This is a genomic window from Arthrobacter sp. MDB1-55 (assembly GCF_059092925.1).
Genome location: NZ_JBNHID010000001.1, coordinates 424665 through 446771, shown reverse-complemented (window position 1 = coordinate 446771; position 22107 = coordinate 424665). Strand labels below are relative to the sequence as shown.

Below are 22107 nucleotides of genomic sequence, written 5' to 3'. Positions count from 1 at the left end.
CCTAGCGGGTGGTGTCCGGATATTCCCCTTCGGCCACCACCATGGCGGTTGCGACACCGCCGTCGTGACTGAGCGACAGGTGCCAACGCTGCACGCCGCGCTTCTCAGCCACGGCCTGCACGGTGCCTGAAACCTGGACGGTGGGGCTGCCGTTGGCGTCAAGACCGATCCAGCAGTCCTGCCAGTTCATCCCGGCGGGAGCACCCAGCGCCTTGGCTACCGCTTCCTTGGCGGCGAAGCGCGCCGCGAGGGATCGGATGTTGAGCTCGCGTTCCGCGCCGACGAACAGGCGGTCACGCAGCCCGGGGGTCCGCTCAAGCTGGCGCTCGAACCGGGCTACGTCCACCACGTCGACGCCGATGCCGATGATCATCGGGCTGCCTACTCGACCGTGACGGACTTCGCGAGGTTGCGGGGCTGGTCCACGTCGTAGCCCTTGGCGGAAGCCAGCTCCAGCGCGAAGATCTGCAGCGGAACGGTGGTGAGCAGCGGCGCGAGCAGCGTCGAGGTCTGCGGGACGTGGATGACGTGCTCGGAGAACGCCTCCACCGAGTCGTCCCCCTCCTCCGCGATCACGATGGTGATGGCACCGCGGGCGCGGATCTCCTGAATGTTGGAGACCACCTTGGAGTGCAGGGAGTCGCGGCCACGTGGAGACGGCAGGACGACGACGACCGGCTGGCCCTCTTCGATCAGTGCGATGGGGCCGTGCTTGAGCTCACCCGCAGCGAACCCTTCAGCGTGGATGTAGGCGAGCTCCTTGAGCTTGAGCGCCCCTTCCATGGCCACGGGGAAGCCGACGTGGCGGCCGAGGAATAGCACCGACTTGGCATCGGACATCTCCCGGCCGAGCTTCTTGACGTCGTCCGCGTTGTCGAGAACCTGCTGAATCTTGGCGGGCATCTCACTGAGGTCACCCATGATGCGGTTGATCTCGTCGCGGAACTTGTTGCCGCGCAGCTGGGCCAGGTAGAGGCCCAGCAGGTAGGCAGCGGTGATCTGCGCGAGGAACGCCTTGGTCGATGCGACCGCGATCTCCGGACCGGCGTGCGTGTACAGGACGGCGTCGGATTCGCGCGGGATGGTGGAGCCGTTGGTGTTACAGATGGCGATCACCTTGGCGCCCTGTTCCCGGGCGTAGCGGACGGCCATCAGGGTGTCCATCGTTTCGCCGGACTGGGAGATGGCAACCACGAGCGTCTTCTCATTGACGATCGGGTCCCGGTAACGGAACTCGTGGGAGAGCTCGATCTCGGTGGGGATGCGGCACCAGTGCTCGATGGCGTACTTGGCGACCTGGCCGGCGTACGCGGAGGTACCGCAGGCGAGGACAACGATCTTGTCGACCGAGCGCAGGATCGACTCGTCGATGCGGAGCTCATCCAGCACCAGGTTGCCCTTGGCGTCGGTGCGGCCCAGCAGGGTCTGGCCAACGGCGTCGGGCTGGTCGTTGATTTCCTTCTCCATGAAGGAGTCGTAGCCGCCCTTTTCCGCTGCAGCGGCGTCCCAGTCGACGTGGAACTCCTTGCCTTCGGCGGGCGCACCGAAGAAATCGGTGATGGTGACGTCTTCGGGAGTGATGGTGACGACCTGGTCCTGGCCCAGCTCAACTGCACGGCGGGTGAAGTCAATGAACCCTGAGACGTCGGAGCCGAGGAAGTTCTCGCCGTCGCCGAGGCCCACAACGAGAGGTGAGTTGCGGCGGGCGGCAACGACGACGTCGGGCGCGTCCTGATGGATTGCCAGCAGGGTGAAGGCACCCTCGAGGCGCTGGCAGGCTTCCTGCATGGCTTTGGTCAGTGTGTCCTCGGTGCCGGCTTCGGCAAGGCGGCGGTAAATGCTGCCCAGCAGAACCGCTGCCACTTCGGTGTCGGTGTCGGAGATGAACGTTGCGCCGGCGTCGAGGAGTTCGACCTTCAGTTCGGCGAAGTTCTCGATGATGCCATTGTGGATGAGGGCGAGCTTGCCGTCGTCAGCGAGGTGGGGGTGGGCGTTCTGGTCCGTGGGCCCGCCGTGCGTGGCCCAGCGGGTGTGACCGATTCCGGTGAGTGAATCCGGAAGGGGTTCGGCCTCCAGCTCGGCGACCAGGTTGGTGAGCTTGCCCGACTTCTTGCGTGACTGGATGCCGTTCTCGGTCAGCACAGCCACACCCGCGGAGTCATAGCCGCGGTATTCGAGCCGGCGCAGGCCTTCCATGACAACGTCAAGGGCGCCGTGGCTGCCGTTTGAATCGACGTCGTCAATTACCGCGCTGTTCAGGGATGCGCCGCTGTTGCGGCCTACGTATCCTACGATTCCACACATGGGCTTAAGCCTACCTGCCGCGCGCCCTTTCCCCTGTCGCGGTCGCACGCGGTGAGGTGAGCCACACCGCGTGCGCCGTCCACCCGTTTGTTAATGTCCAGACCAGGGGGCAGAATTCCTAGGGTGAGTGAGCAATCGTCCGGAATCGGGCCCACGGCAACGGTGGACGCTGGTGTCACACCGTACGTCGAACTCGAACGGCAGACGTGGGCTCGCCTGTCCAATGAGATCGAGTCCCCACTGAACCTGGAGGACATCAGGCGGCTGCGCGGCCTCGGGGACGCACTCAACCTCGATGAGGTGCGCGAGGTCTACCTCCCCCTGTCCCGGTTGCTCTCCCTCTATGTTGCTGCTGCCGGTGAGCTGCATGCCGCGACCAACACGTTCCTTGGCGAGACCACCACCCGGACGCCGTTCGTGATCGGGGTGGCCGGCTCGGTGGCTGTCGGCAAATCCACGACAGCCCGTGTGCTCCGCGAGCTCCTGCGCCGGTGGCCGGGCACGCCGAATGTGGAACTGGTGACGACGGACGGATTCCTGTACCCGAACGAGGAACTGGAACGCCGCGGCCTGATGCAGCGGAAGGGCTTCCCGGAGTCCTACGACCGTCGTCGTCTGCTGCGCTTTGTCAGCGAGGTCAAAAGCGGGGCCGAAGAGGTCCGGGCTCCCTGGTACTCGCACCTGACGTACAACATCGTTCCGGGGCGGGAAGTGGTGGTCCGGCGGCCGGATGTGCTGATCGTCGAAGGACTGAACGTTCTCGCGCCCGCACGCACCCGCTCCGATGGACGCTCCGGCCTTGCGCTCAGCGATTTCTTCGACTTTTCCATCTATGTGGACGCCAAAACCTCCTATATTGAGGAGTGGTACGTCCAGCGTTTCCAGTCGCTGCGCAGCGGTGCCTTCGCGAACCCGGAGTCCTACTTCCACCGGTACGCCTCCCTCACGGATGAAGAGGCACGCGAAACCGCACTCGGCATCTGGCACCGCATCAACGAACCAAACCTTATGGCCAATGTCCTTCCCACCCGCGGCCGCGCCACCCTGGTCCTCACCAAGGAAGCCGACCACTCGATCCGAAGAATGCTGCTACGAAAAACCTGACGGCGCCCACGCGGCACCGCTCCTCCCCTGTGTGGGTGACGACGGCGGTGCTGCTCGTCGCGCTGTCAGGCTGCGGTACGCCTGCCCCTACCGTCGAGGCCACAACGACGGCGGCGCAAACGGCTCCAGCGACAACCGCACCTCCCAGCCCTGCCGCCACCCTCACTCCCGGGACCATTCCGGCTCCGGCCCAGCGCGCACCCGAGCCCGCTGACTCCCCTGCAGCCGCGCCTTCCACTGCCGCTCCGCAGGCCGTGCCGACTGCCTCGCCGACTGCCGTGCCGAGTGCAGCCCGGTCATCCGCTGCTGCGCCCCGTCCCGAGCCGGCCGAGTACAGCGACCCGTCGTCGCTGACCGTAGTGGTCAATAAGCGCCGGCCGTTGAACCCCGTTGATTACTTCCCGTCCGGGCTCGTGCTGCCGTCGGTGCCGCTCGCGGTGCAGGAACCGAATGCACTGCTGCGCGGCGAGACCGCAGCAGCAGTCGAGGACCTCTTCGAGGCTGCGGCGAACGACGGCGTCGGCCTCACCCTGGTCAGCGGGTACCGCTCCTATCAGGACCAGGTGTCCACCTACGCCCACTGGGTAGCCCAGAACGGCGGCAACACCGATGCCGCAGACCGTATCTCAGCGCGGGCCGGATTCTCCGAGCATCAGACGGGGCTCGCGTTCGACGTCGGGCAGTCCGACGGCGCGTGCACCCTGGCCCCGTGCTTCGCGGACACCGCGGCCGGGCAGTGGATGGCCGCCAATGCGCACCGGTTCGGCTTCATCCTGAGGTACCCGGCCGGGGCGGAAGCTGTCACCGGATTCTCCGGCGAGGCCTGGCATTACCGGCATGTGGGCGTGGACGTCGCCGAAGCGATGCGGAACGACGGCGCCGCCACCCTCGAAGAGTACTTCGGCCTCCCTGCCGCCCCCGGTTACTGATTCCGGTTACTGTTCCCCAGGAAGTCTTGTGTGGCCCTGGCGGCGTCGGGCCGCCTCACCGGATCCGGACAGAACATCCCGTAGCGTGAAACCCATGATCAACGGTTTCAAGGAATTCATCATGAAGGGCAACGTCATCGACCTGGCGGTTGCCGTGGTAATCGGTGCGGCTTTCAGCGCAGTGGTCAACGCCCTCGTGGAGAGCGTCCTCATGCCCCTGATCTCAGCGCTGGTGGGCTCACCGAACTTCGACGATTTCGCGAAGGTGACCATCAACGGCAACGAGATCCTGTTCGGGGTCTTCCTCACCGCCATCGTCAATTTCCTGCTCATTGCGGCCGCCGTCTACTTCCTGATCGTCCTGCCGATGAACAAGCTCTTCAGGCGGCGCGACCGCAAGCTGGAGCTCGAAGAGGACGTCAAGGCGGAGGTGGATCCCCAGGTTGCCCTCCTGACGGAGATCCGCGACAGCCTTCGCCAGCGCGCCTGACCCAGAGACACACCTGAGGACCGGAGTTCACCTCCGGTCCTCAGGTGATTAGCAGTGTCTAGGCAGGCTCGAGCGCGAGCTGGTTCTGCACGATTCCGGCCAGGGTTGCCGCAGTGCTTTCGGCGGTGGCCATGTCGGCCGCTTCTACCATCACCCGGACCACGGGTTCGGTACCGGAAGGACGGAGCAGGACGCGGCCCGTCTCGCCGAGTGATTCCTGAGCTTCGCGAACAGCGCGCTGGACCTCATCATTTCTGTTGACGCTCGACTTGTCGACGCCCTTGACGTTGATCAGCACCTGCGGCAGCTTGGTCATGATCGTGGCCAGTTCCTTCAGGCTCCGCCCGGTCTTCGCGACCTGAGCGGCGAGCTGAAGACCGGTAAGAACACCGTCTCCCGTGGTCGCGTAGTCGGCGAAGATCACGTGTCCGGACTGTTCACCGCCGAGGCTGTAGCCGCCGTCGCGCATCCCCTCGAGCACATAGCGGTCACCGACGGCGGTCTCCCGCATGCTGATGCCCGCATCGCGGAGGGCAAGCTTCAGTCCCAGGTTGCTCATCACCGTGGCAACGAGCGTGCTGTCCTTCAGCCGGCCCGCGGAGTTCAGGGCCACGGCCATGATGGCCATGATCTGGTCGCCGTCCACGACGGTGCCCTCGTGGTCCACCGCGAGGCAACGGTCAGCGTCACCGTCGTGGGCAATGCCCAGGTGCGCGCCGTGCTCCAGGACAGCTGCCTGGAGCTTCTCGAGGTGGGTGGAACCGCAGCCGTCGTTGATGTTGTTGCCGTCGGGATCAGCTCCAATGACGACGATTTCCGCTCCCGCGTCTGAGAACACCTGCGGGGAGCATCCGCTTGCGGCGCCGTTGGCGCAGTCGAGCACAACCTTGAGCCCGTCGAGGCGGTGCGGGAGGGACTGCAGGAGGTGAACCACGTAGCGGTCCTCAGCGTCGGCGAAGCGCTGGATACGGCCGACGTCGGGCCCCACCGGGCGGTGCGCGGGCGTGCTGAGTGCGGCTTCGATGGCGTCCTCAAGGGCGTCGTCGAGCTTCTTGCCTCCGCGTGCCAGGAACTTGATGCCGTTATCCGGCGCCGGATTGTGGGAGGCGGAAATCATGACGCCGAAGTCGGCCTTGAGGTCGGCAACGAGGAAGGCAGCAGCGGGCGTCGGGAGCACACCGGCGTCATACACGTCGACGCCGGCACTCGCCAGCCCGGCCTCGACCGCAGCCGCGATGAAGTCACCGCTGATGCGGGGATCGCGTGCGATGACGGCTGTGGGCCGCCTGCCGTCGGACTGTTCGTGCCCGAGGACTACTGCCGCCGCCTGGGCTAGCTGCAAAGCGAGTTCTGCGGTGAGGAGGCCGTTCGCTTGACCGCGGACGCCATCGGTCCCAAATAATCTACTCATCGTGGTCCATCCTAAGTCAGAGATGTTGCGGACCCGCGCTGGGGCAAAGAACGCGTTAAAGCGTTACGCCCGCCCGGCGATTGCCGAGCGGGCGTAACGGGTGGAGCAAGATTTAGCGCTTGGAATACTGAGGCGCCTTGCGTGCCTTCTTGAGACCAGCCTTCTTACGCTCGATGACGCGGGCGTCACGGGTCAGGAAGCCTGCCTTCTTGAGGGCGGGGCGGTTGTTTTCGCGGTCAATTTCGTTGAGCGCGCGGGCAACACCGAGGCGCAGCGCACCGGCCTGGCCGGAAGGGCCACCGCCGTGGATGCGTGCAATGACGTCGTACGCGCCGTCGAGCTCGAGGAGCTTGAACGGATCGTTGACTTCCTGCTGGTGCAGCTTGTTCGGGAAGTAGTCGGCCAGTTCGCGGCCGTTGACAATCCACTTGCCGCTGCCGGGCACAACGCGAACGCGTGCAACGGCTTCCTTGCGACGGCCTACAGCGGCGCCGCCGACGGTGAGCGCGGGGCGCTCCTTGGCCGGGGTGTCCGAAGCGGGTGCGGATTCCGAGGTGTAGCTGGTGAGCTCCTCGGTAGGTTCGTTCAGCTCTTCAGTGTTCTGAGCCACGGTTCTCCTTGAGTGATTCTTAGTCTGTGGTGGCCAGGACTACTGAGCGACCTGGGTGATTTCGAAAGTCTGGGGCTTCTGGGCCGCGTGCGGGTGCTCCGCACCGCGGTACACCTTCAGCTTGCCCATCTGCTGGGCAGCCAGGGAGGTCTTGGGGAGCATGCCCTTGATGGCCTTCTCCACAGCGCGAACCGGGTTCTTCTCCAGCAGCTCTGCGTAGGTGACGGACTTCAGACCACCCGGGAAACCGGAGTGGCGGTAGGCACGCTTCTGTTCGAGCTTGGCGCCGGTGAGGGCAACCTTCTCAGCGTTGATGATGATGACGAAGTCGCCCATATCCATATGGGGGGCAAAGGTCGGCTTGTGCTTTCCGCGCAGCAGTGTTGCGGTCTGGCTGGCAAGACGGCCTAGGACAACGTCGGTGGCGTCAATGACGTGCCACTGGCGGTTGATGTCGCCGGGCTTCGGGGTGTACGTACGCACGGTTTTTGCCTTCGTTTCTTGTTCTACGGTGACGCTGACTTACGGGAGCGTGAGCTCCAGATGCCAACGCAGCTGATGCATGCGTTACCGGAACTTCAGGTGAGGGCTGAATAAACACCGGTGATCCCTGGGTTCTCGGCCATTTCCGCGACCAGGTAGCTCTGCAACTGAGCCGTACGCGGACATGGACGTATCGAGATGGGACACGCACAACGACTTCCAAGGTTAGCGCGGACGTGACCCTCGGGTCAAAACAGGGTAGGCCCGACCAACACATAGGATGTTCTGAGGTCATCTAGGGGGAAGGGCGTGAGGTGAAGCTAGTCCATCGTGCTTCGCGTCGTGCCGGTTCCCGCCGGAGCCTCCTCGCCATTCTAGCGTTGACGCTCGCCCTCCTGACCGCCGTTCTGGCCGGCATCACCGGGTACGCGCAGCTTGCGGCAACCGAGGCTTTGCGGTCGCTCGCCACCGCGCCGGGCTCTCAGGGCTACTTCCGGGTCTCCACCACCGTGGCCGACGACGCCGGTGCGCAGCGCACGGGGGCAGATTCAGTTTTCGCGGAGCTTGGCCTTACCAATGGTCTGCAGATCTCGACCGCACCGTTCTCCGCACCGCTCCCCCTTGTTCCTTCCGGCGGCAGCGCCACCAATCTCCCCGCCGACCTCACTTTCCAGCCGGTCGGTTGGGCACCGACGACGACGCCGGTGGCCGGCTCCCTCGAAAACCTCACCCCGGACGGTGCACCTATAAGCAGGTCCGGTCCCGTTCCGGCGGCGATGGCGGCCTCAACCGCGGACTCCCTCGGCCTGGCTGCCGGTGACACCTTCGCTGTCGAAGGTGCCCAGGGAACCGTCCGGCTGGAACTGGTTGCAACCCTCAATCCCAACGGCCCGGATGCCGCATTCCTCGCCCCCGTGCCGGCGGAGGGAGTGGACTCGGCGCCGGTCGCCGTCGTCGTGCCTCCGGAAGTCATCCCGACGCTTACCGGCGAGCCGAAGCTGCAGTGGGTCTTCACGGTGGACTCGAATGCCGCTTCCGCCGCGGAGCTGTCCCGGCTTGCGGAGGGTTTGCGGAGCCTTCCAGAGCGTATGACCGACGACCCGGCCGTCAATAAGGGCGGGGCCGTTTCGTCCGGGGACCTGGCCGGCTTGCTCACTGACGCCGCCGACGCGACACAAGTCGTGCGGGCGGTACTTCCTGTTGCGCTCGTCCTGCTGAGTGCGGTGGGCGTGGTCACGGTGGTGCAGTTTGCGCGGCTGCTTTCCGAGGCCCGCTTGCGCAAAGGTCGGCCCTTGACGCAACGCGCCATGGAGGTTACGCCGCCTGTGCTGGTGGGGTGCCTGCTCGGGTGGGCCGCCGCCGTCGTTCTGGGTCCGTTGCTTTCAACGGGTAGCGAGACCTCTTATAGGGAGGGATTGACCGATTTCGCTTCGGCGAGCTGGGCTGTCCCGCTGCTGTGTGCAGGCTTTGCAGTGCCGTTGATCGTCGGAGTTGAGGTGTCCCGCGAGCGCAGATCCTCGATCAGCCCACGGACTGTGCGGATCCTGTTCCTCGGTGCGCTGGCCCTGTTGGTGGCCGTCACCGGGCTCTCGCTGTGGCAGTTGCTGGTGAACGGATCCCCAATGCTCGAGGCAGACGGCATCCTGGGCTTGAATCCGCTCGCTGTTCCGGCGCCTGCTCTGCTGCTGGTGTTCGGGGCGGCGGTGGCGATGGTGGTCGCGTGGGGGCTCGCCCGTGTGGTTGAGTCGAGGAGCGAATCCCGCGCGACGCTGGGGTTCACGCTGGCCGCGCGGCAGGTATCGCGTCGGTTCGGGTCCTCTGCCGTTCCGGTTGCGCTGGTCGCGGTCACGGTGGGCACTGCCGTGTTCACTGCCGCGTACGCGGAGACCACGAGCCGGTCCCAGCAGGCAGCTTCCCAGTTGAATAATGGGTCCGATGTGCGCGTCGCTCTTTCCGGGCCATCGGTGATCGGCTCAACGGAGGACGTTCCCGAGCTCGCGCCCTATGCCGGCGCGGAGTCGGTGACCGCGGCCTCTCTCGCTTACCGCGGTGAAGTTCAGCTGGCGTCAACCGCCGCTCCCCTGCTCGCGGTCGACACTGCCTCGTTGCCTGGGCTGCTGTCCGATGGGGCAAACCTTGTCGACATCGAGGAGCTCACCACCGCATTGGCGTTCGAGCCGCCTGTTCCCGAGCCTGCACTCGCACTGACTCCGTCGGCGACGACGGTCCGGATGCAGTTCACCTCCCGCGGCACTTCGGAGCAAACGGCAAACGACGACGGCGCAACCTCTCGCTCTGCCTCCGTCACTGTGTGGGTCCGCAGCGAGGCGGGGAACCTTGTGCCTGTCCCGGCGGGCACTCTTGTGCTGTCCGGTGCGGGCGATCAGGTGCACTCGCTCTCGTTTGGGCTCCCTGAGGGGTTGCGGCCTGCAGCAGTCATGGCGATTGATGTGGCGTTGGAGCCTTCCGAGGTCGCGCGCGGGTATGAGCTGGAGGTCACCAGCGTTTCGAGCGATGGTGGGATCGGGACCGGCCAGGGGCGCTTCACCGAGGACTCGACGTTGGGGCTGGCTCCCGACGCTTTCGGTGCTGCGCAAGCCGGCGTTGAGCCCGTCGAAGAGGGCATCGGCATTCGGTTCCCGGGGGAGGATGCTGATGCGGAGACCGCCAGGGCCCGCTTGATGGTGAGGGGTCAGGACGTCACGCCGCTGCCGGTAGCGGTCACGAGCGAGCTTGTCGCGGACCTTGGTCTTGCCGTGGGCGACTCGGTGACGCTCAGTATCAATGAGGTTCAAACAGAAGGCGTTGTAGCGGCTGTTTCGCCGATGCTTCCCGGGACTACCGAGAGCGCGGCCGTCCTCGCCGATCTTGAGGCCTACAGTTACGCATCGCTGGCGAGCTCGCCGGCACCACCGCGGCCCGGTGAGATCTGGCTCGCGTCGCAGGACTGGGACTCAACGGCCTCCGCTGTCGCTGAGCTCTCCGCCACAAGCGCCTCGGTGTCTACCGCCGATGACAGCCTCATCGGCCGGTTCCTCTCCCCCACCGGGACCGTCCTGTGGATTGGCGTGGTTGGTGCGCTACTCGTGGGTGGCGTTGCGATCGGGGCTGGCCTCGTGAACGTCTTGTGTTCACGCCGGCCCGAGGTGGCCATCCTGCGAGCGCTTGGGATGCACGCACGGGACCAGGTGCGCGGGCGCCGGTGGGAGGTGCTCAGCGTCGGCGGAGCCGCCATCGTGCTGGGGTTGCTGGCGGGGCTGGGAGTGGCAGCTCTGACGGTGCCCCTACTTGCGCGGGCGTCAGTGGTGGGTGCTTCGGCGGCGTTGCGGACGCCGATGTCCATCGACGTCGGGCCGCTGCTAGCTGTGCTGGTAGCCCAGGTCCTGATCCTAGTGCTGGCTGCGTGGATCTATGGTGACCGCGTGAAGGGGCAGTCGAGGACCGTCGAGGCGGATGATGTGCGGGCTGGACAGCAGCTTGAGGGGGCGGCGCGGTGAAAATACAGAAGACGACGCCGGCCGTCAAGGTCGTGAAGCTGAGCAAGACGGTCGGCTCTGACGAGGACGCCGTCGAGGCCCTCCGGGACGTTTCGTTCTCGGTCCAGCCGGGTGAGCTGCTGGTTGTCAAGGGGTCTCCAGGGCCGGGTGCGATGGCGCTGTTGAACTGCGTGGCTGGCCTCGAGGAGCCAGACAGCGGGAGTGTCTTCATCGGTGATCTTGAGCTGACGGCGATGCGTGAGTCAGACCGCGTGGCGCTGCGGCAGACACACATCGGGGTCTTGTTCCGGTCGGTTGGGTTGATTCCATTCCTCACCGTTGCGGAGAACGTCGAGGTGCCGATGCGGCTTGTGGGAATGCCGCCCACCGAACGCCGTGTACGCGTCGAGGAAGTGCTGGAACTCGTGGGGCTCGCGGAGCACCGACATGAACGTCCGGTGGCACTATCAGAGGACCAACAGCGGCGTGTGAGGTTAGCCCGCGCCCTGGCGAACCGGCCGAAGGCCCTGGTCGCTGACGAGCCAACGAGGCAGGTCGATAGCGCGGCCGCGTCGTCATTGATTGATTTCATGAGCGACCTCGTGCGAAATCATCAGATTCCTGCCATTGTGGCTACGGATAATTCGCTGCTCATGCAGCGTGCCGATCACGTTCTTGAATTGCATGACGGGTGTATAGTCGGTGCTTCCTCCAACGGTGATTCGATGATTCCCGAGCAGCTGGAAAAGGCGACGACAATGCTTGAGGTCCCGGCGGAAATGACCGCCCGACGACGCGGAATTACCGGGTCCTAGCGCAGGAAAAGCTCAAGGAAAAGCGCAGGAAAAGGGAACACGGATAGGGTTCGCGCAGGATTGGTTCAATCTTGGAGTTTTGGGGGATTCTCACTGTTACTTTTTTGGCAGAGCTGGTGAACGGCCAGCCACCCACTCGTACAGGAGAAATCAAATGCTGACTGCATTCCTGGCTGACGCCAAGTCCACCATCAAGGCCCGCACCAACAGCGACGAGACCGGCGCAACCGCCGTCGAGTACGGCATCATGGTCGCCCTCATCGCCATTGCGATCATCGTTGCGGTTACTTTGCTCGGCACTCAGCTCACCAACACCTTCAAGGGCGCCGCCTGCACCATGCAGGGCAAGACGTTCACCGCTGCCGCGCCTGCGTCGGGAACGACCGCCGCTGTAACCGAAAGCTGCGCCTAAAACTGCTTGACGGGTCTGGGCGAGAGCGATGTCTCCCCAGACCCGTCATTCTGCAATAGATGAAAAGGTGAACAGAATGGTGGAGCACAAGGATCGTGGCGCCGTCGCTGTGGAAATGGCGCTTCTCCTTCCCGTTCTGATCTTCCTGCTCCTCGGCATTATGGAATTCGGGCGTGCCTACAACGCTCAGGTCACGTTGACTAACGCGGCCCGCGAAGGTGTCCGAGTGATGGCGATTACCAACGATCCGGCGAAGGCTCGAGCGGCGGCAACTGCTGCAGCGTCTACGCTTCGTCCGGCATTGACGACCAGCAACTTCACTCCTGCTCCCACCCTGTGCAGCCCGACTGTCACCGGTGAGAGCACCACTTTCACCATCAGTTATTCACTCGGCACGTTGACTGGCATTGCCGGTCCTTTCACCATGACCGGCAGGAGCACGATGCTATGCGGCGGATAGCTCGCGATGATGAAGAACGGGGCGCCGTTGCCGTCATCGTCGCCATCCTCCTCGTCGTTCTGCTCGGTTCCGCCGCGATCGCCGTCGATGTCGGAATGCTCTACGCCGAGAAGGCTCAACTCCGAAACGGCGCCGATGCTGCGGCAATAGGCATAGCGCAGACCTGTGCTCTTAACGCCGCAGATCCCAAGTGCACGGCCGCGACCACCACGGGATCTCTCGCGAAGCAACTGGCAGACAGCAACGCGCTCGATGGCGCAAGCAATGCAAGCAGCGTCGCACTCGACAAGACCGCCGGCAAAGTATCGGTCACAACGGGCGCGCTTGAATCTGGCACGGCACCGAATAGGGTCTCGCTCTTTTTTGCACGTGCACTCGGATTCAACGATGCCGAAGTCACAGTTACCTCGTCCGCGGCGTGGGGTAGCCCGATCGCCGGAGAGACACCATTCCCTATCGCGTTTTCTATCTGCCAGGTTCAAGGTCACGTTGGAGGCGGCATACAGCTACTTCAAAGTCATGGCTCAGACGCCAACCCGGACTGCAACTACGGCCCCTCCGGACAGACTGTCCCGGGCGGATTCGGCTGGCTGGTGCAGGACGCCGGCAAATGCGGCGCCCAAATCGACATCTCGGTCGACGAGACGGACAGCACTCCCGGTAACAGCGGCCCTAACAACTGTGACGCAACCTTGAACGGCTGGGCAACTGCGATCAACGCTGGAAATCATCCCATCGTGATCCTGCCCGTTTTTTACAAGGTCACTGGAACGGGCAGCAGCGCTGTCTATGACCTTCAATCATTCGCCGCATACAAAGTTCATGGCTGGAAGTTCACCGGAAATGACATCCTCCCCATGACCTTCCGCAACACAGCCACCAATGTAGGTTCCGCCGCAGCCTGCACGGGAAATTGCCGTGGAATTATCGGCGAGTTCATCAAGTACGTCTCGCTTGTTGACGGTTACACCATGGGCACGCCTAACGTCAACGGCACCAATATCGTTCAATTGACCCTCGGAGCATCCTGATGAAGTCCCGCCTCATTGCCGGCGTCGCGGCAGTTATCCTTGCGCTTGTCGGAGCGCTCATGGTTTTCAGCTATGCCAACCGCGCGGAGGCGCGCGCCGTGCAGGATTTAGCACCGGTCGATGTCCTCGTCGTGCAGACTGCCGTGCCCGCCGGAACCCCCGTAGCGGACCTTGCAGCATCAGTCGCTACCACGCAACTTCCCGGCTCCTCTGTCGCCGATACGGCGCTCGCCAACCTGGACAGCTCGGCAGGAACGGTCACAGCTGTCGATCTTGTGCCCGGCGAACAGTTGCTGACGGAACGGCTCGTGAAACCGGAGGATCTCGTGACCCCTGGCTCAGTGGAAGTACCGGCGGGTCTGCACGAAGTCTCGATTCTCGTAGAACCTCAGCGCATCGCCGGCGGTCGAGTAACGGCCGGGGACTTTGTAGGCGTCTTCGTGTCCATGGCCGATAGCGGGCTCGAGGAAGCACCTGAGGAAGCATCAACCCAGCTCGTCTCGCCGCGCGTGCTCATCTCCGCTGTGCAGCGCGCCCCCGAACCGCCAGCTCCGGCCGCCGAGGACCCCGCGATGTCAGAAGAGGAGAAGGCGGAGGCAGAAGCTGAGGCGCTTCCCAGCGGCTCGCTGATGGTCACCCTGGCGCTCACCCCCGATCAAGCCACTCGTCTGGTCTACGCAAGCGAATACGAGTCCATTTGGCTCAGCAAGGCTACCGCTGCCGAGAACGACGCTCCGCCATTCATCGTCCAGGACAAGGAACTGTACCGATGAGCCGTTTCCTCCTCATCACCGCCGATACCGCCTTCGACCAGAAGGTACGTCTCGCCACCGCCGGGGGCCTTCCCGGAGAAGTGCTCTCGGTCAAACCCGAACTGCTGGCCCAGCCCGACGACTTGCTGGACCTGATCACAGTTCAGCAGCCCGAAGTTCTCGTGCTTGGTCCCGGCATGGCACTCGACGGCGCGTTTCGCCTGGCCACCATCGTCGACGTCCGATTCCCCAACCTCAGCATGGTGCTCGTCGCGCCGGAAGACTCAGGGATTGCACTAGCAGCGATGCGGGCCGGAATCCGCGACGTTGTTGATCCGACGGCAGACATCCCCACGGTCCGCCTTCTACTCGAGCGCGCCTGCCAAGCATTCGCCACACGGCACCGCACCGGACAGGTGCAGGCATCGGCGCCACAGCAGAAAGAGCATGGCCTGGTGGTTGGTGTGTTCTCTCCGAAGGGCGGAGTAGGCAAAACAACCATCGCCACCAACCTCGCCGTCGGACTCGGCAAGATTGCGCCGATGGGCGTCGTTCTGGTTGACCTCGACCTTCAGTTCGGTGACGTCGCCTCCAACCTGTATCTCGATCCCGAGTACTCGGTCCGTGACGCTGTCTCCGGTGCGGCGAGCACGGACACCATGGTCCTCAAAGCTTTCCTGACACCTCACCCGTCGGGCATCTACGCGCTCTGCGCCCCGAGCAATCCCGCTGACGCGGACACTATCTCCGCTGAGCAGCTCGGTACCCTCATCAAACAGCTCAGCGCAGAGTTCGCGTACGTGGTCCTCGACACCGGTCCGGGCCTCACCGAACATAGCCTTGCCGCCCTCGAGCAGTGCACCGACGCCGTCTGGGTGACCGGTATGGACGTTCCCAGCGTTCGCGGACTCCGGGCGGGTCTGGACATTCTCGGGAAACTCAATCTCTTCCCGGAAACCCGGCATGTGGTCCTCAATTTCGCCGACTCCAAAACAGGCCTCTCCGTCCAGGATGTCGAAGCGACGCTCGGTGCGCCGGTGGATGTCTTCGTTCCCCGGTCTCGTGCTCTGTCGCTGGCCACCAACCGCGGCATTCCCCTGCTTCAAGAGGAAGTGCGCGATCCTGCCACCAAGAACCTGAAAGGACTCGTTCAGCGGTTCAGCCCCGGGTGGCGCACCGGTAGCCAGCGCAAATCCCACCGCCGGGTGGTCATCCGATGAAGCTTTCCGAGCGCCTGAACCAGGCCAATCCGTCGGCCCCCACTTCCTCGCCGGTGCCGGTCCCAACGAAAACAGAAGAGCGCCCTCGAGCGGCACACTCCGCAACGCCGGCGGTCGACCCTGCATTCCATGGCGCCGTCGTCGTCGGCTCAGGCACGTCCATTGGTCCGGAATCTCCGGCAGCAGCCCACGTGGATGCCTTCGCCGGCCTGAAACAGCGCGCTGCCGAGGCGCTCTATGAGCGGATGGGTGCCCGCTTCAGCGACTCCACGCTGAAGGAAGAGGATCTGCGCGTCGCAGCACGTGAAGAGCTGAGCCAGGTCATCGACGCAGAGCAGGTTCCTCTGACACCCGACGAGCGTCGCCGACTCATTCAGGATGTCGCCGATGACGTGCTCGGTTACGGTCCGCTTCAGCGCCTGCTCGACGACGAGGACATCACCGAAATCATGGTGAACCGCGCCGACCAGATCTACATCGAGCGTCGCGGCCAACTGGTTCTCGCGGATACGAGCTTCAAGTCCGAGGAACACCTGCGCCGCGTCATCGAGCGCATTGTGTCCAAGGTGGGCCGACGTATTGACGAGTCCTCACCTTTCGTTGACGCGCGCCTTGAGGACGGTTCCCGCGTCAACGCCGTCATTCCGCCGCTGGCGGTCAACGGCTCGTCACTCACCATCCGAAAGTTCAGCAAGACGCCGCTGACGGTCGAGAAGCTCATCAGCTTCGGAACGCTCACGCCCGAGATGGCCGAGTTACTCGATGCGTGCGTGAAGGCGAAGCTGAACATCATCGTGTCCGGCGGCACCGGCACCGGTAAGACCACCCTGCTCAATGTGCTCTCCTCGTTTCTTCCCCACGGCGATCGCATCGTCACCATTGAAGACGCTGTCGAGCTTCAGATTCAGCAACAGCACGTAGTGCGCCTTGAGAGCCGTCCACCGAACACGGAGGGCAAGGGCGCAGTCACCATCCGCGATTTGGTCCGCAACTCCCTGCGTATGCGGCCGGACCGCATCGTCATCGGCGAGGTCCGTGGCGGTGAGTCGCTCGACATGCTTCAGGCGATGAACACCGGACACGACGGCTCACTCTCAACAGTGCACGCCAACTCGCCTCGCGACGCCGTAGCGCGCCTCGAGACCCTGGTGCTGATGGCTGGCATGGACCTGCCGCTGCGCGCTATCCGCGAACAGCTCGCCTCCGCCGTGAACCTCGTGATCCAGATTTCCCGTCTCCGCGACGGAACCCGCCGGATTACCCACGTAACCGAGGTGCAGGGCATGGAAGGCGACGTCGTGACCCTCCAAGATGCATTCGTTTTTGACTACTCGGCGGGTGTCGACGCCTCCGGTCGTTTCCTCGGCAAGCCCGTCCCCACCGGCATTCGGCCGCGCTTCATGGAGCGGTTCGAGGACATGGGCATCACCGTCTCCCCTGCGGTATTCGGCGCCGAGCTCAGCGGCAGGCGGTAGCACCATGACGCTGATGTTCTTGTACGGGACGGCGCTGTGCATTGCCGCGCTCGTGCTCCTCTTCTTTGCAACGCGCCCACAGCAGGCGGACATACCGTTGGACCGTCGACGGCCGCCGGCGGAAGCGTCAGACTCTCGCCTCAGCAAGTTCGCCGGCTCAGCCGTGCGGGCGGTGGAGCGGTACCTGAAGAAGCACCCTCAGCGCCTGTACCGCCCGGAGTTGCTTGAGACAGCTGGTGTGCGCCTGACACAAGCGGATATGTTCCTTCTCGTCTTCACCGGAGGTATTGCCGGCCTAGCGATCGGACAGCTGATCGGCGGGCCGCTGCTCGGTATTTTCTTTCTGGCCCTCTCGCCCGTCATCGGTCACCTGACACTGGTGTTTCGGATCAGCCGCCGGCGCTCGAAGTTCGAAGCCCAGCTCGGGGACACCCTGCAACTCCTCACCGGCGGCCTCCGCGCGGGCCACAGTATCCTTCGGGCCATCGACGCCGCCGCGCTGGAAGCAGATGCCCCCACCTCCGACGAGATGCGCCGTGTGATCACCGAGACCAGCCTGGGCAAGGACCTCCTAGTTTCCCTGCTGGACACGTCCAAGCGCATGGAAAGTGAAGACTTCGCCTGGATTGCCCAAGCGATTCAGATCAACCGGGAGGTCGGTGGAGACCTCGCCGAGGTACTCGACCAGGTCGGCGAAACCATCCGCGAGCGCAGCGAGATCAAGGGACAGATCCGCGCGCTGGCCGCCGAAGGAAAGTTCTCGGCCTACATCCTCGTGGCTCTTCCGTTCGCCATAGGCGGCATGCTTACCGTTGTCAGCCCCGGTTACGTGAACCCACTCTTTGAGGAACCCCTCGGCTGGGTCATGATCGGCGCCTCGGTGGTCATGATGGCCATCGGGTGCCTGTGGCTCCGCAAACTCATCGATCTGAAGTTTTAGGGGGCCGGCATGAACCCAATGCTTTTGACGTCGCTGCTTTTCGTTGCCGCTCCCCTGGGCTATCTGGGCTGGGCTTTGCTCAGCCCCGGTAACAAGTCGTATAAGACTATCCAGGCGAACCTTACCCGCGGCCTCCATGCGGCAGAGGAGGTACGCACCGACCGTTCCGGCGCGTTGGCGCGCCTCGGGTACAAGCTCACGCCGTCGTCGTACGTGGAGAAACTGGACAAGCTGCTCGCGCTGGCGGGTCGCCCTGCCTCCATGCCCCTCGGGAAGGTGCTCGGCGCCAAGCCCGCCCTTTGCATCGTGGCGGGTGCCCTCGGCTTCCTCATGGCGAACGCCGCCCAGAAGCCGACGATCACCATGCTCGCGATCTTCCTGACCCTGTTCGGCTACTTCATCCCGGATCTCCTGCTCTATAGCAAGGGACAGGAACGCCAGAAAGCGATGCAGCTGGAGCTCGCCAACACGCTGGACCAGATGCTGATCTCCGTCGAGGCCGGCCTGGGCTTCGAAAGCGCCATGCAGCGCGCGGGCGAAACCGGCAAGGGCCCCCTCTCAGAGGAACTGGTGCGAACGCTGCAGGACATGCAGGTGGGCCGCAGCCGGCGTGAGTCATACCTGGCCCTCGCTGACCGCACAAGCATTCCCGAGTTGCGCAGCTTCGTGAAGGCTGTTGTTCAGGCCGACGCTTACGGCATAGCGCTCAGCGGAGTGCTGCGCACCCAGGCGAAGGTGATGCGCGTAAAGCGGCGCCAACGTGCCGAGGAAAAAGCCATGAAGCTGCCGGTCACGGTGCTGTTCCCGCTCCTGTTCTTCATCTTTCCTGTGCTCTTCATCATCATCCTTGGTCCGGCGGTCATCAACGCGATCGCCACGTTCAGCGGACAATAAGTAGGCTCACAAAACGCTGCTAGAACACAATCCGAAGAATTCCGCAGTGTTTGCTCAGCATCCTTCCATTCACGCTTTTCTCACATCTTCAGAAAGTAGCGTTAGCTCATGGCTCTCTCCCGCCCCAGCGCAGACGACGACGCAGACTTCCTGCGCGGCGTCGGCGCTGAGCCACGGGAAGTGGTCGGCGGGCGCGGCGCAGACAGGACGCCACTCGTGGACGCGAATGTTCTTCATGATCTCGAGGATCAGCTCAACAGCGCCTCCGCAGCCCGCGCGTTCGTGCGCGACTACGTGGCTGTCTGGGATGAGAGAGACGCACGCATCTCCTCGGCAATCGCCCGGCGAAACCAGGCCGCGTCACTGGACGCAGTACTAAGCCTGAAGATTACGTCGACGATGGTGGGGGCGACCCAGCTCGTGTCCCTGGCCACCAACCTCGAGGCACTGCTTCGGGAGGGCAAGCTCGAGGAGGCAGCGGCTGCGCTGCCGCAGGTTCACCGGTGCGGCTTGCGCACCATGCGGCAGCTGACCGTCATGCACCTCGATCAAAAGTAAGCCCGAGATCAGTCAGCGCGACGCGGCACCAGCCGGTAACCAACGCCGCGGACGGTCATCAGCCAGCGCGGGCTTCGGGGGTCCTCCCCCAACTTCCGGCGCAGGTTCCCGATGTGGACCTCGATGGCTCGCTCATCGGCTTCGCTGATATAGGTCTCGGTCCGGTAGTACTGGCCCCGGACCACGCGAACCAGGTCGCCCTTCGTCCTTACAGCACCGGAACTGCGTAGCAGCTCGTGCAGCAGGTCGAACTCGCTGCGGGTGAGCACCAGTTCCTCGCCCCGCACCGTGACGGTCCGGGTGTCCTTATCAAGCTCAAGGCCGTTGTGCCGCAGCACGGAGTCCGGCCGCGCCGGTGGTGCCGGCTCCGGGGCGGGGGCGGCGGCCGTCGTCGTCGGTTGTTCACTGGTGAGGCCGCCGCGCGGGCGCCGCAGCATTGCGGCGATGCGGGCGCGGACCTCACGGGGCCGGAAGGGCTTGGTGACGAAGTCATCCGCCCCCGCCTGCAGCGCAGTGAGGGTATCGATTTCTTCATTGTGCGCGGTCAGCATGATCACGTAGCAATCGCTGAGTCCACGTATCCGGCGCAATACCTCGTACCCGTCGATATCGGGAAGACCGACGTCGAGAGTGACCAGCGTTGGGTTGTGCTCCTTGACCGCTTCCACCCCGGCGCGGCCGTCGCCCGCAGCATGGACAACAAAGCCCGATTGCGTGAGAACCGTGCTCACGAGGTTGCGAACGTCAAGATCATCCTCGACCACTACCGCCACACCTGGATCGCGCACTATTTCCTCCTGGTCCCCAACAGAACTGCAAGACCACAGTTCATCACAAAAGTACGGATCACCGCGATGACGGTGAACCGCCGAAACGTGCTTTCACAGTGTACGCGCGTACCGCTGTTCAGGGTCACAAATAGTGAACTTTGTGAACCGGTTCGGAATTATGGTGCTTCTGCTCTGTCCCGTCAGAGATAATGAACGTTATGTCGTGGTCTCAGAGGCATGTCCCTAGCGCTGTCTGCGCGCGCGCCGGGGTGGTGTCATGAGCGATCGCGTCATGTTTTTGGCGGCCAAGCGGGCCTACTCGAACCTAAGTTTCCGGGCCCGCGTGGGGCTTTGTGAACTGCCGCTGGCTCTGCTGGTTGCCGTTATCGCGATTATCGTTGTGGTCGTCTCCCCTGCCCTGCTGATGAACCCGCTTTTCCTTGGCGGCCTCGTCTTCCATGCAGTGCTGCTCGCGGCGGCGTTCCTCGCTCCCTGGGAGCGGCTGCGCGACGGCTCGTACGTGATCATCCCCCTGCTGGACTTCCTGGCCATCGCCCTCACCCGCAACGGTGCGGCAGACGTACTGCCAGGGCTGAGCCTGCTGGCCATTTTCCCGGTGATCTGGCTTTCCGCCTCGGAGATGAAACCGTGGCTCAGCCTGTTGTCATGTTTCGTCGGGCCGTTCCTCATCCTCGGCGTTTCCCCGCTGTTGGGCTCCGCCCCAAGGAGCCAGTTGGGAACCGCGCTCCTGCTGTGCCTGGCGATGGCCGTGGTGTCCATCTCGCTGCGCTTCGCCAGCCTCAACTCGGTGTACAGCCAGCGGAAGCTCGCGGCATCGAAGGCCGAGGTGGACCGGCTCCAGGGCGAAAACACCGAACGTGAACTGCTGCTCGAAGCCATCCTCGACACGATCGACGTCGGCCTCGTAGTCCTCGACGCCAATGGCAACCGCATGCTCACCAACCGTCAGCAGCGGTCCTATGACCTCCTTGTCCAGACGGGAGATTCCGACGGCGACGGCATCAGTCACCTCTACGCCGCGGACAAGACCACGCCCGTTGCAGTCAGCCGATATCCGGTGCAGCGTGCCGCTGCCGGAGAGACGTTCGCCAACTATCTGGTCTGGCTGGGCCCGGAGGACTCCCAACGGGCTGTCACCACGGCAGCCACTGCCATGTGGGACAGCGAGGACAAGTTCGCCGGCTCGGTGATCGTCTCGAACGACGTCACGGACATGGTTGAGGCGCTCACCGCCAAAGAGGATTTCGTGTCCAACGTGTCCCACGAGTTGTGGACCCCGCTCACCTCGATCATCGGGCACCTTGACCTCGTACTCGACGACGACCATCCCCTCCCCCACAACGTCACCCAGCAGCTCTCCGTGGCGCGGCGCAACGCCGAGCGCCTCTACGCGCTGGTCTCCAATCTTCTTGCGTCCGCGTCAGGCGCTGCCAGCGTCCACCTGCGTCCGACAGACCTGTCCGGGCTGGTGGAGCACAGCATCGAGTCCGCCTGGCCGCAGGCCGTCAACACCGGTGTGACCCTCGAAGCGGACGTGCCGGAGATCCTGTGGACCACCTCGGATCCGCTGCGGATCCGCCAAGTGCTGGACAACCTCATCTCGAACGCCATCAAGTACTCGCCCGACGGCGGAAAGGTCACCGTCCGCGCACGCAAGCAAAGCGACGCTGCACTGCTCGAGGTACAGGACACGGGCATCGGAATGTCGCCGAATGAGACCAAGCTGGTCTTCGGGAAGTTCTTCCGCACTGCTGCAGCGCGCGAATCGTCCATTCCTGGTGTAGGTCTTGGCCTTTCCATCACCAAAGCGATTGTCGACAGCCACGGCGGATCCATCCAATGCAGCAGCAAACCGGGTGCCGGTACCACTTTCACGGTGACGCTCCCCCTGCACCGCTCGGAACAGACCAGGACCGAACAGAACTAGCCGGGAAAGGGCTCGCCTTCGCCGC

At 64.1% G+C, this 22107-nt stretch carries 21 protein-coding genes; 15 read left to right on the top strand and 6 right to left on the bottom strand.

The genetic code is table 11. The annotated features are described in order from the left end of the window. Nucleotide 1: 1 nt before the first annotated feature. Both AC5RU3_RS02225 and glmS read right to left on the bottom strand, forming a co-directional pair. A complete protein-coding gene (locus AC5RU3_RS02225; RefSeq protein ID WP_309072614.1) occupies nucleotides 2–373 on the bottom strand; it encodes a holo-ACP synthase in 372 nt (123 codons plus the stop codon). A gap of 8 nt (nucleotides 374–381) precedes the next feature. Beyond that, nucleotides 382–2304, bottom strand: a complete 1923-nt coding sequence (gene glmS / locus AC5RU3_RS02220) for a glutamine--fructose-6-phosphate transaminase (isomerizing) (RefSeq protein WP_309072615.1) — start codon at nucleotides 2302–2304, stop codon at nucleotides 382–384. Nucleotides 2305–2427: 123 nt separating this feature from the next. Between glmS and coaA the strand changes: the two genes are divergently transcribed. The 3 genes from coaA to mscL all read left to right on the top strand — a co-directional run bounded on the left by coaA (nucleotide 2428) and on the right by mscL (nucleotide 4827). Next, nucleotides 2428–3408 carry a type I pantothenate kinase gene (gene coaA, locus AC5RU3_RS02215; protein ID WP_375164463.1) on the top strand — a complete coding sequence of 327 codons (981 nt, stop codon included), beginning with the start codon at nucleotides 2428–2430 and terminating at the stop codon, nucleotides 3406–3408. 35 nt (nucleotides 3409–3443) lie between these two features. Next, nucleotides 3444–4337, top strand: coding sequence for a M15 family metallopeptidase (locus AC5RU3_RS02210; protein ID WP_493964759.1), 894 nt, complete (start codon nucleotides 3444–3446; stop codon nucleotides 4335–4337). 94 nt (nucleotides 4338–4431) lie between these two features. After that, nucleotides 4432–4827, top strand: coding sequence for a large conductance mechanosensitive channel protein MscL (gene mscL, locus AC5RU3_RS02205; protein ID WP_458115434.1), 396 nt, complete (start codon nucleotides 4432–4434; stop codon nucleotides 4825–4827). Nucleotides 4828–4885: 58 nt separating this feature from the next. On the opposite strand, the gene glmM is transcribed toward mscL, so the two are convergent. The 3 genes from glmM to rplM all read right to left on the bottom strand — a co-directional run bounded on the left by glmM (nucleotide 4886) and on the right by rplM (nucleotide 7331). Then, nucleotides 4886–6238: a phosphoglucosamine mutase gene (glmM, locus tag AC5RU3_RS02200; protein WP_493964758.1), complete on the bottom strand. Its 1353-nt coding sequence runs from the start codon at nucleotides 6236–6238 to the stop codon at nucleotides 4886–4888. 112 nt (nucleotides 6239–6350) lie between these two features. After that, on the bottom strand, nucleotides 6351–6848 hold the full coding sequence (rpsI, locus tag AC5RU3_RS02195) for a 30S ribosomal protein S9 (RefSeq protein ID WP_458115436.1): 498 nt from the start codon (nucleotides 6846–6848) through the stop codon (nucleotides 6351–6353). A gap of 39 nt (nucleotides 6849–6887) precedes the next feature. Beyond that, a complete protein-coding gene (rplM, locus tag AC5RU3_RS02190) occupies nucleotides 6888–7331 on the bottom strand; it encodes a 50S ribosomal protein L13 (protein WP_458115437.1) in 444 nt (147 codons plus the stop codon). Nucleotides 7332–7645: 314 nt separating this feature from the next. On the opposite strand from rplM, the gene AC5RU3_RS02185 reads away from it, so the two are divergent. The 11 genes from AC5RU3_RS02185 to AC5RU3_RS02135 all read left to right on the top strand — a co-directional run bounded on the left by AC5RU3_RS02185 (nucleotide 7646) and on the right by AC5RU3_RS02135 (nucleotide 19364). Further along, on the top strand, nucleotides 7646–10828 hold the full coding sequence (locus tag AC5RU3_RS02185; protein WP_493964757.1) for an ABC transporter permease: 3183 nt from the start codon (nucleotides 7646–7648) through the stop codon (nucleotides 10826–10828). Then, nucleotides 10825–11622 (top strand): ABC transporter ATP-binding protein, encoded by a 798-nt coding sequence (locus AC5RU3_RS02180; protein WP_493964756.1) that lies wholly within the window; start codon nucleotides 10825–10827, stop codon nucleotides 11620–11622. Before AC5RU3_RS02185 ends, AC5RU3_RS02180 begins: the two co-directional genes overlap by 4 nt. 154 nt (nucleotides 11623–11776) lie before the next feature. Next, nucleotides 11777–12034: a Flp family type IVb pilin gene (locus AC5RU3_RS02175; RefSeq protein ID WP_493964755.1), complete on the top strand. Its 258-nt coding sequence runs from the start codon at nucleotides 11777–11779 to the stop codon at nucleotides 12032–12034. 76 nt (nucleotides 12035–12110) lie between these two features. Next, complete coding sequence (locus AC5RU3_RS02170; protein WP_493964754.1) at nucleotides 12111–12494, top strand: TadE family protein; 384 nt, start codon at nucleotides 12111–12113, stop codon at nucleotides 12492–12494. Further along, nucleotides 12482–13525, top strand: coding sequence for a pilus assembly protein TadG-related protein (locus tag AC5RU3_RS02165; protein WP_493964753.1), 1044 nt, complete (start codon nucleotides 12482–12484; stop codon nucleotides 13523–13525). Before AC5RU3_RS02170 ends, AC5RU3_RS02165 begins: the two co-directional genes overlap by 13 nt. Further along, entirely contained in the window at nucleotides 13525–14298 is a 774-nt protein-coding gene (cpaB, locus tag AC5RU3_RS02160; protein ID WP_493964752.1) for a Flp pilus assembly protein CpaB, read from the top strand. The genes AC5RU3_RS02165 and cpaB overlap by 1 nt, the downstream gene beginning before the upstream one ends. Further along, the gene (locus AC5RU3_RS02155) at nucleotides 14295–15497 is read left to right on the top strand and encodes a CpaE/TadZ family protein (protein WP_493964751.1); all 1203 of its coding nucleotides are present in this window, start codon (nucleotides 14295–14297) and stop codon (nucleotides 15495–15497) included. The genes cpaB and AC5RU3_RS02155 overlap by 4 nt, the downstream gene beginning before the upstream one ends. Next, nucleotides 15494–16972 (top strand): TadA family conjugal transfer-associated ATPase, encoded by a 1479-nt coding sequence (locus tag AC5RU3_RS02150; RefSeq protein ID WP_493964750.1) that lies wholly within the window; start codon nucleotides 15494–15496, stop codon nucleotides 16970–16972. Before AC5RU3_RS02155 ends, AC5RU3_RS02150 begins: the two co-directional genes overlap by 4 nt. A 4-nt stretch (nucleotides 16973–16976) precedes the next feature. Beyond that, entirely contained in the window at nucleotides 16977–17912 is a 936-nt protein-coding gene (locus tag AC5RU3_RS02145; protein ID WP_493964749.1) for a type II secretion system F family protein, read from the top strand. Between the two features lie 9 nt (nucleotides 17913–17921). Further along, nucleotides 17922–18806, top strand: coding sequence for a type II secretion system F family protein (locus tag AC5RU3_RS02140; protein WP_493964748.1), 885 nt, complete (start codon nucleotides 17922–17924; stop codon nucleotides 18804–18806). Between the two features lie 108 nt (nucleotides 18807–18914). Then, nucleotides 18915–19364 (top strand): Hpt domain-containing protein, encoded by a 450-nt coding sequence (locus tag AC5RU3_RS02135; RefSeq protein ID WP_493964747.1) that lies wholly within the window; start codon nucleotides 18915–18917, stop codon nucleotides 19362–19364. An 8-nt stretch (nucleotides 19365–19372) separates the two neighbouring features. Here the strand turns inward: AC5RU3_RS02135 and AC5RU3_RS02130 are convergent, their stop codons facing one another. Next, a complete protein-coding gene (locus AC5RU3_RS02130; RefSeq protein WP_493964746.1) occupies nucleotides 19373–20152 on the bottom strand; it encodes a response regulator transcription factor in 780 nt (259 codons plus the stop codon). Between the two features lie 259 nt (nucleotides 20153–20411). On the opposite strand from AC5RU3_RS02130, the gene AC5RU3_RS02125 reads away from it, so the two are divergent. Further along, the gene (locus AC5RU3_RS02125; protein ID WP_493964745.1) at nucleotides 20412–22082 is read left to right on the top strand and encodes a sensor histidine kinase; all 1671 of its coding nucleotides are present in this window, start codon (nucleotides 20412–20414) and stop codon (nucleotides 22080–22082) included. Nucleotides 22083–22107: the final 25 nt, after the last annotated feature.

Bases quoted from the DNA above. Each gene is read 5' to 3' on its own strand.
- cpaB (WP_493964752.1), top strand. From the start codon at position 13,525: ATGAAGTCCCGCCTCATTGCCGGCGTCGCGGCAGTTATCCTTGCGCTT.
- mscL (WP_458115434.1), top strand. From the start codon at position 4,432: ATGATCAACGGTTTCAAGGAATTCATCATGAAGGGCAACGTCATCGAC.
- AC5RU3_RS02155 (WP_493964751.1), top strand. From the start codon at position 14,295: ATGAGCCGTTTCCTCCTCATCACCGCCGATACCGCCTTCGACCAGAAG.
- glmM (WP_493964758.1), bottom strand. From the start codon at position 6,238: ATGAGTAGATTATTTGGGACCGATGGCGTCCGCGGTCAAGCGAACGGC.
- AC5RU3_RS02125 (WP_493964745.1), top strand. From the start codon at position 20,412: ATGAGCGATCGCGTCATGTTTTTGGCGGCCAAGCGGGCCTACTCGAAC.
- AC5RU3_RS02225 (WP_309072614.1), bottom strand. From the start codon at position 373: ATGATCATCGGCATCGGCGTCGACGTGGTGGACGTAGCCCGGTTCGAG.
- AC5RU3_RS02175 (WP_493964755.1), top strand. From the start codon at position 11,777: ATGCTGACTGCATTCCTGGCTGACGCCAAGTCCACCATCAAGGCCCGC.
- AC5RU3_RS02140 (WP_493964748.1), top strand. From the start codon at position 17,922: ATGAACCCAATGCTTTTGACGTCGCTGCTTTTCGTTGCCGCTCCCCTG.
- AC5RU3_RS02135 (WP_493964747.1), top strand. From the start codon at position 18,915: ATGGCTCTCTCCCGCCCCAGCGCAGACGACGACGCAGACTTCCTGCGC.
- AC5RU3_RS02145 (WP_493964749.1), top strand. From the start codon at position 16,977: ATGACGCTGATGTTCTTGTACGGGACGGCGCTGTGCATTGCCGCGCTC.
- AC5RU3_RS02150 (WP_493964750.1), top strand. From the start codon at position 15,494: ATGAAGCTTTCCGAGCGCCTGAACCAGGCCAATCCGTCGGCCCCCACT.
- AC5RU3_RS02165 (WP_493964753.1), top strand. From the start codon at position 12,482: ATGCGGCGGATAGCTCGCGATGATGAAGAACGGGGCGCCGTTGCCGTC.
- AC5RU3_RS02170 (WP_493964754.1), top strand. From the start codon at position 12,111: ATGGTGGAGCACAAGGATCGTGGCGCCGTCGCTGTGGAAATGGCGCTT.
- glmS (WP_309072615.1), bottom strand. From the start codon at position 2,304: ATGTGTGGAATCGTAGGATACGTAGGCCGCAACAGCGGCGCATCCCTG.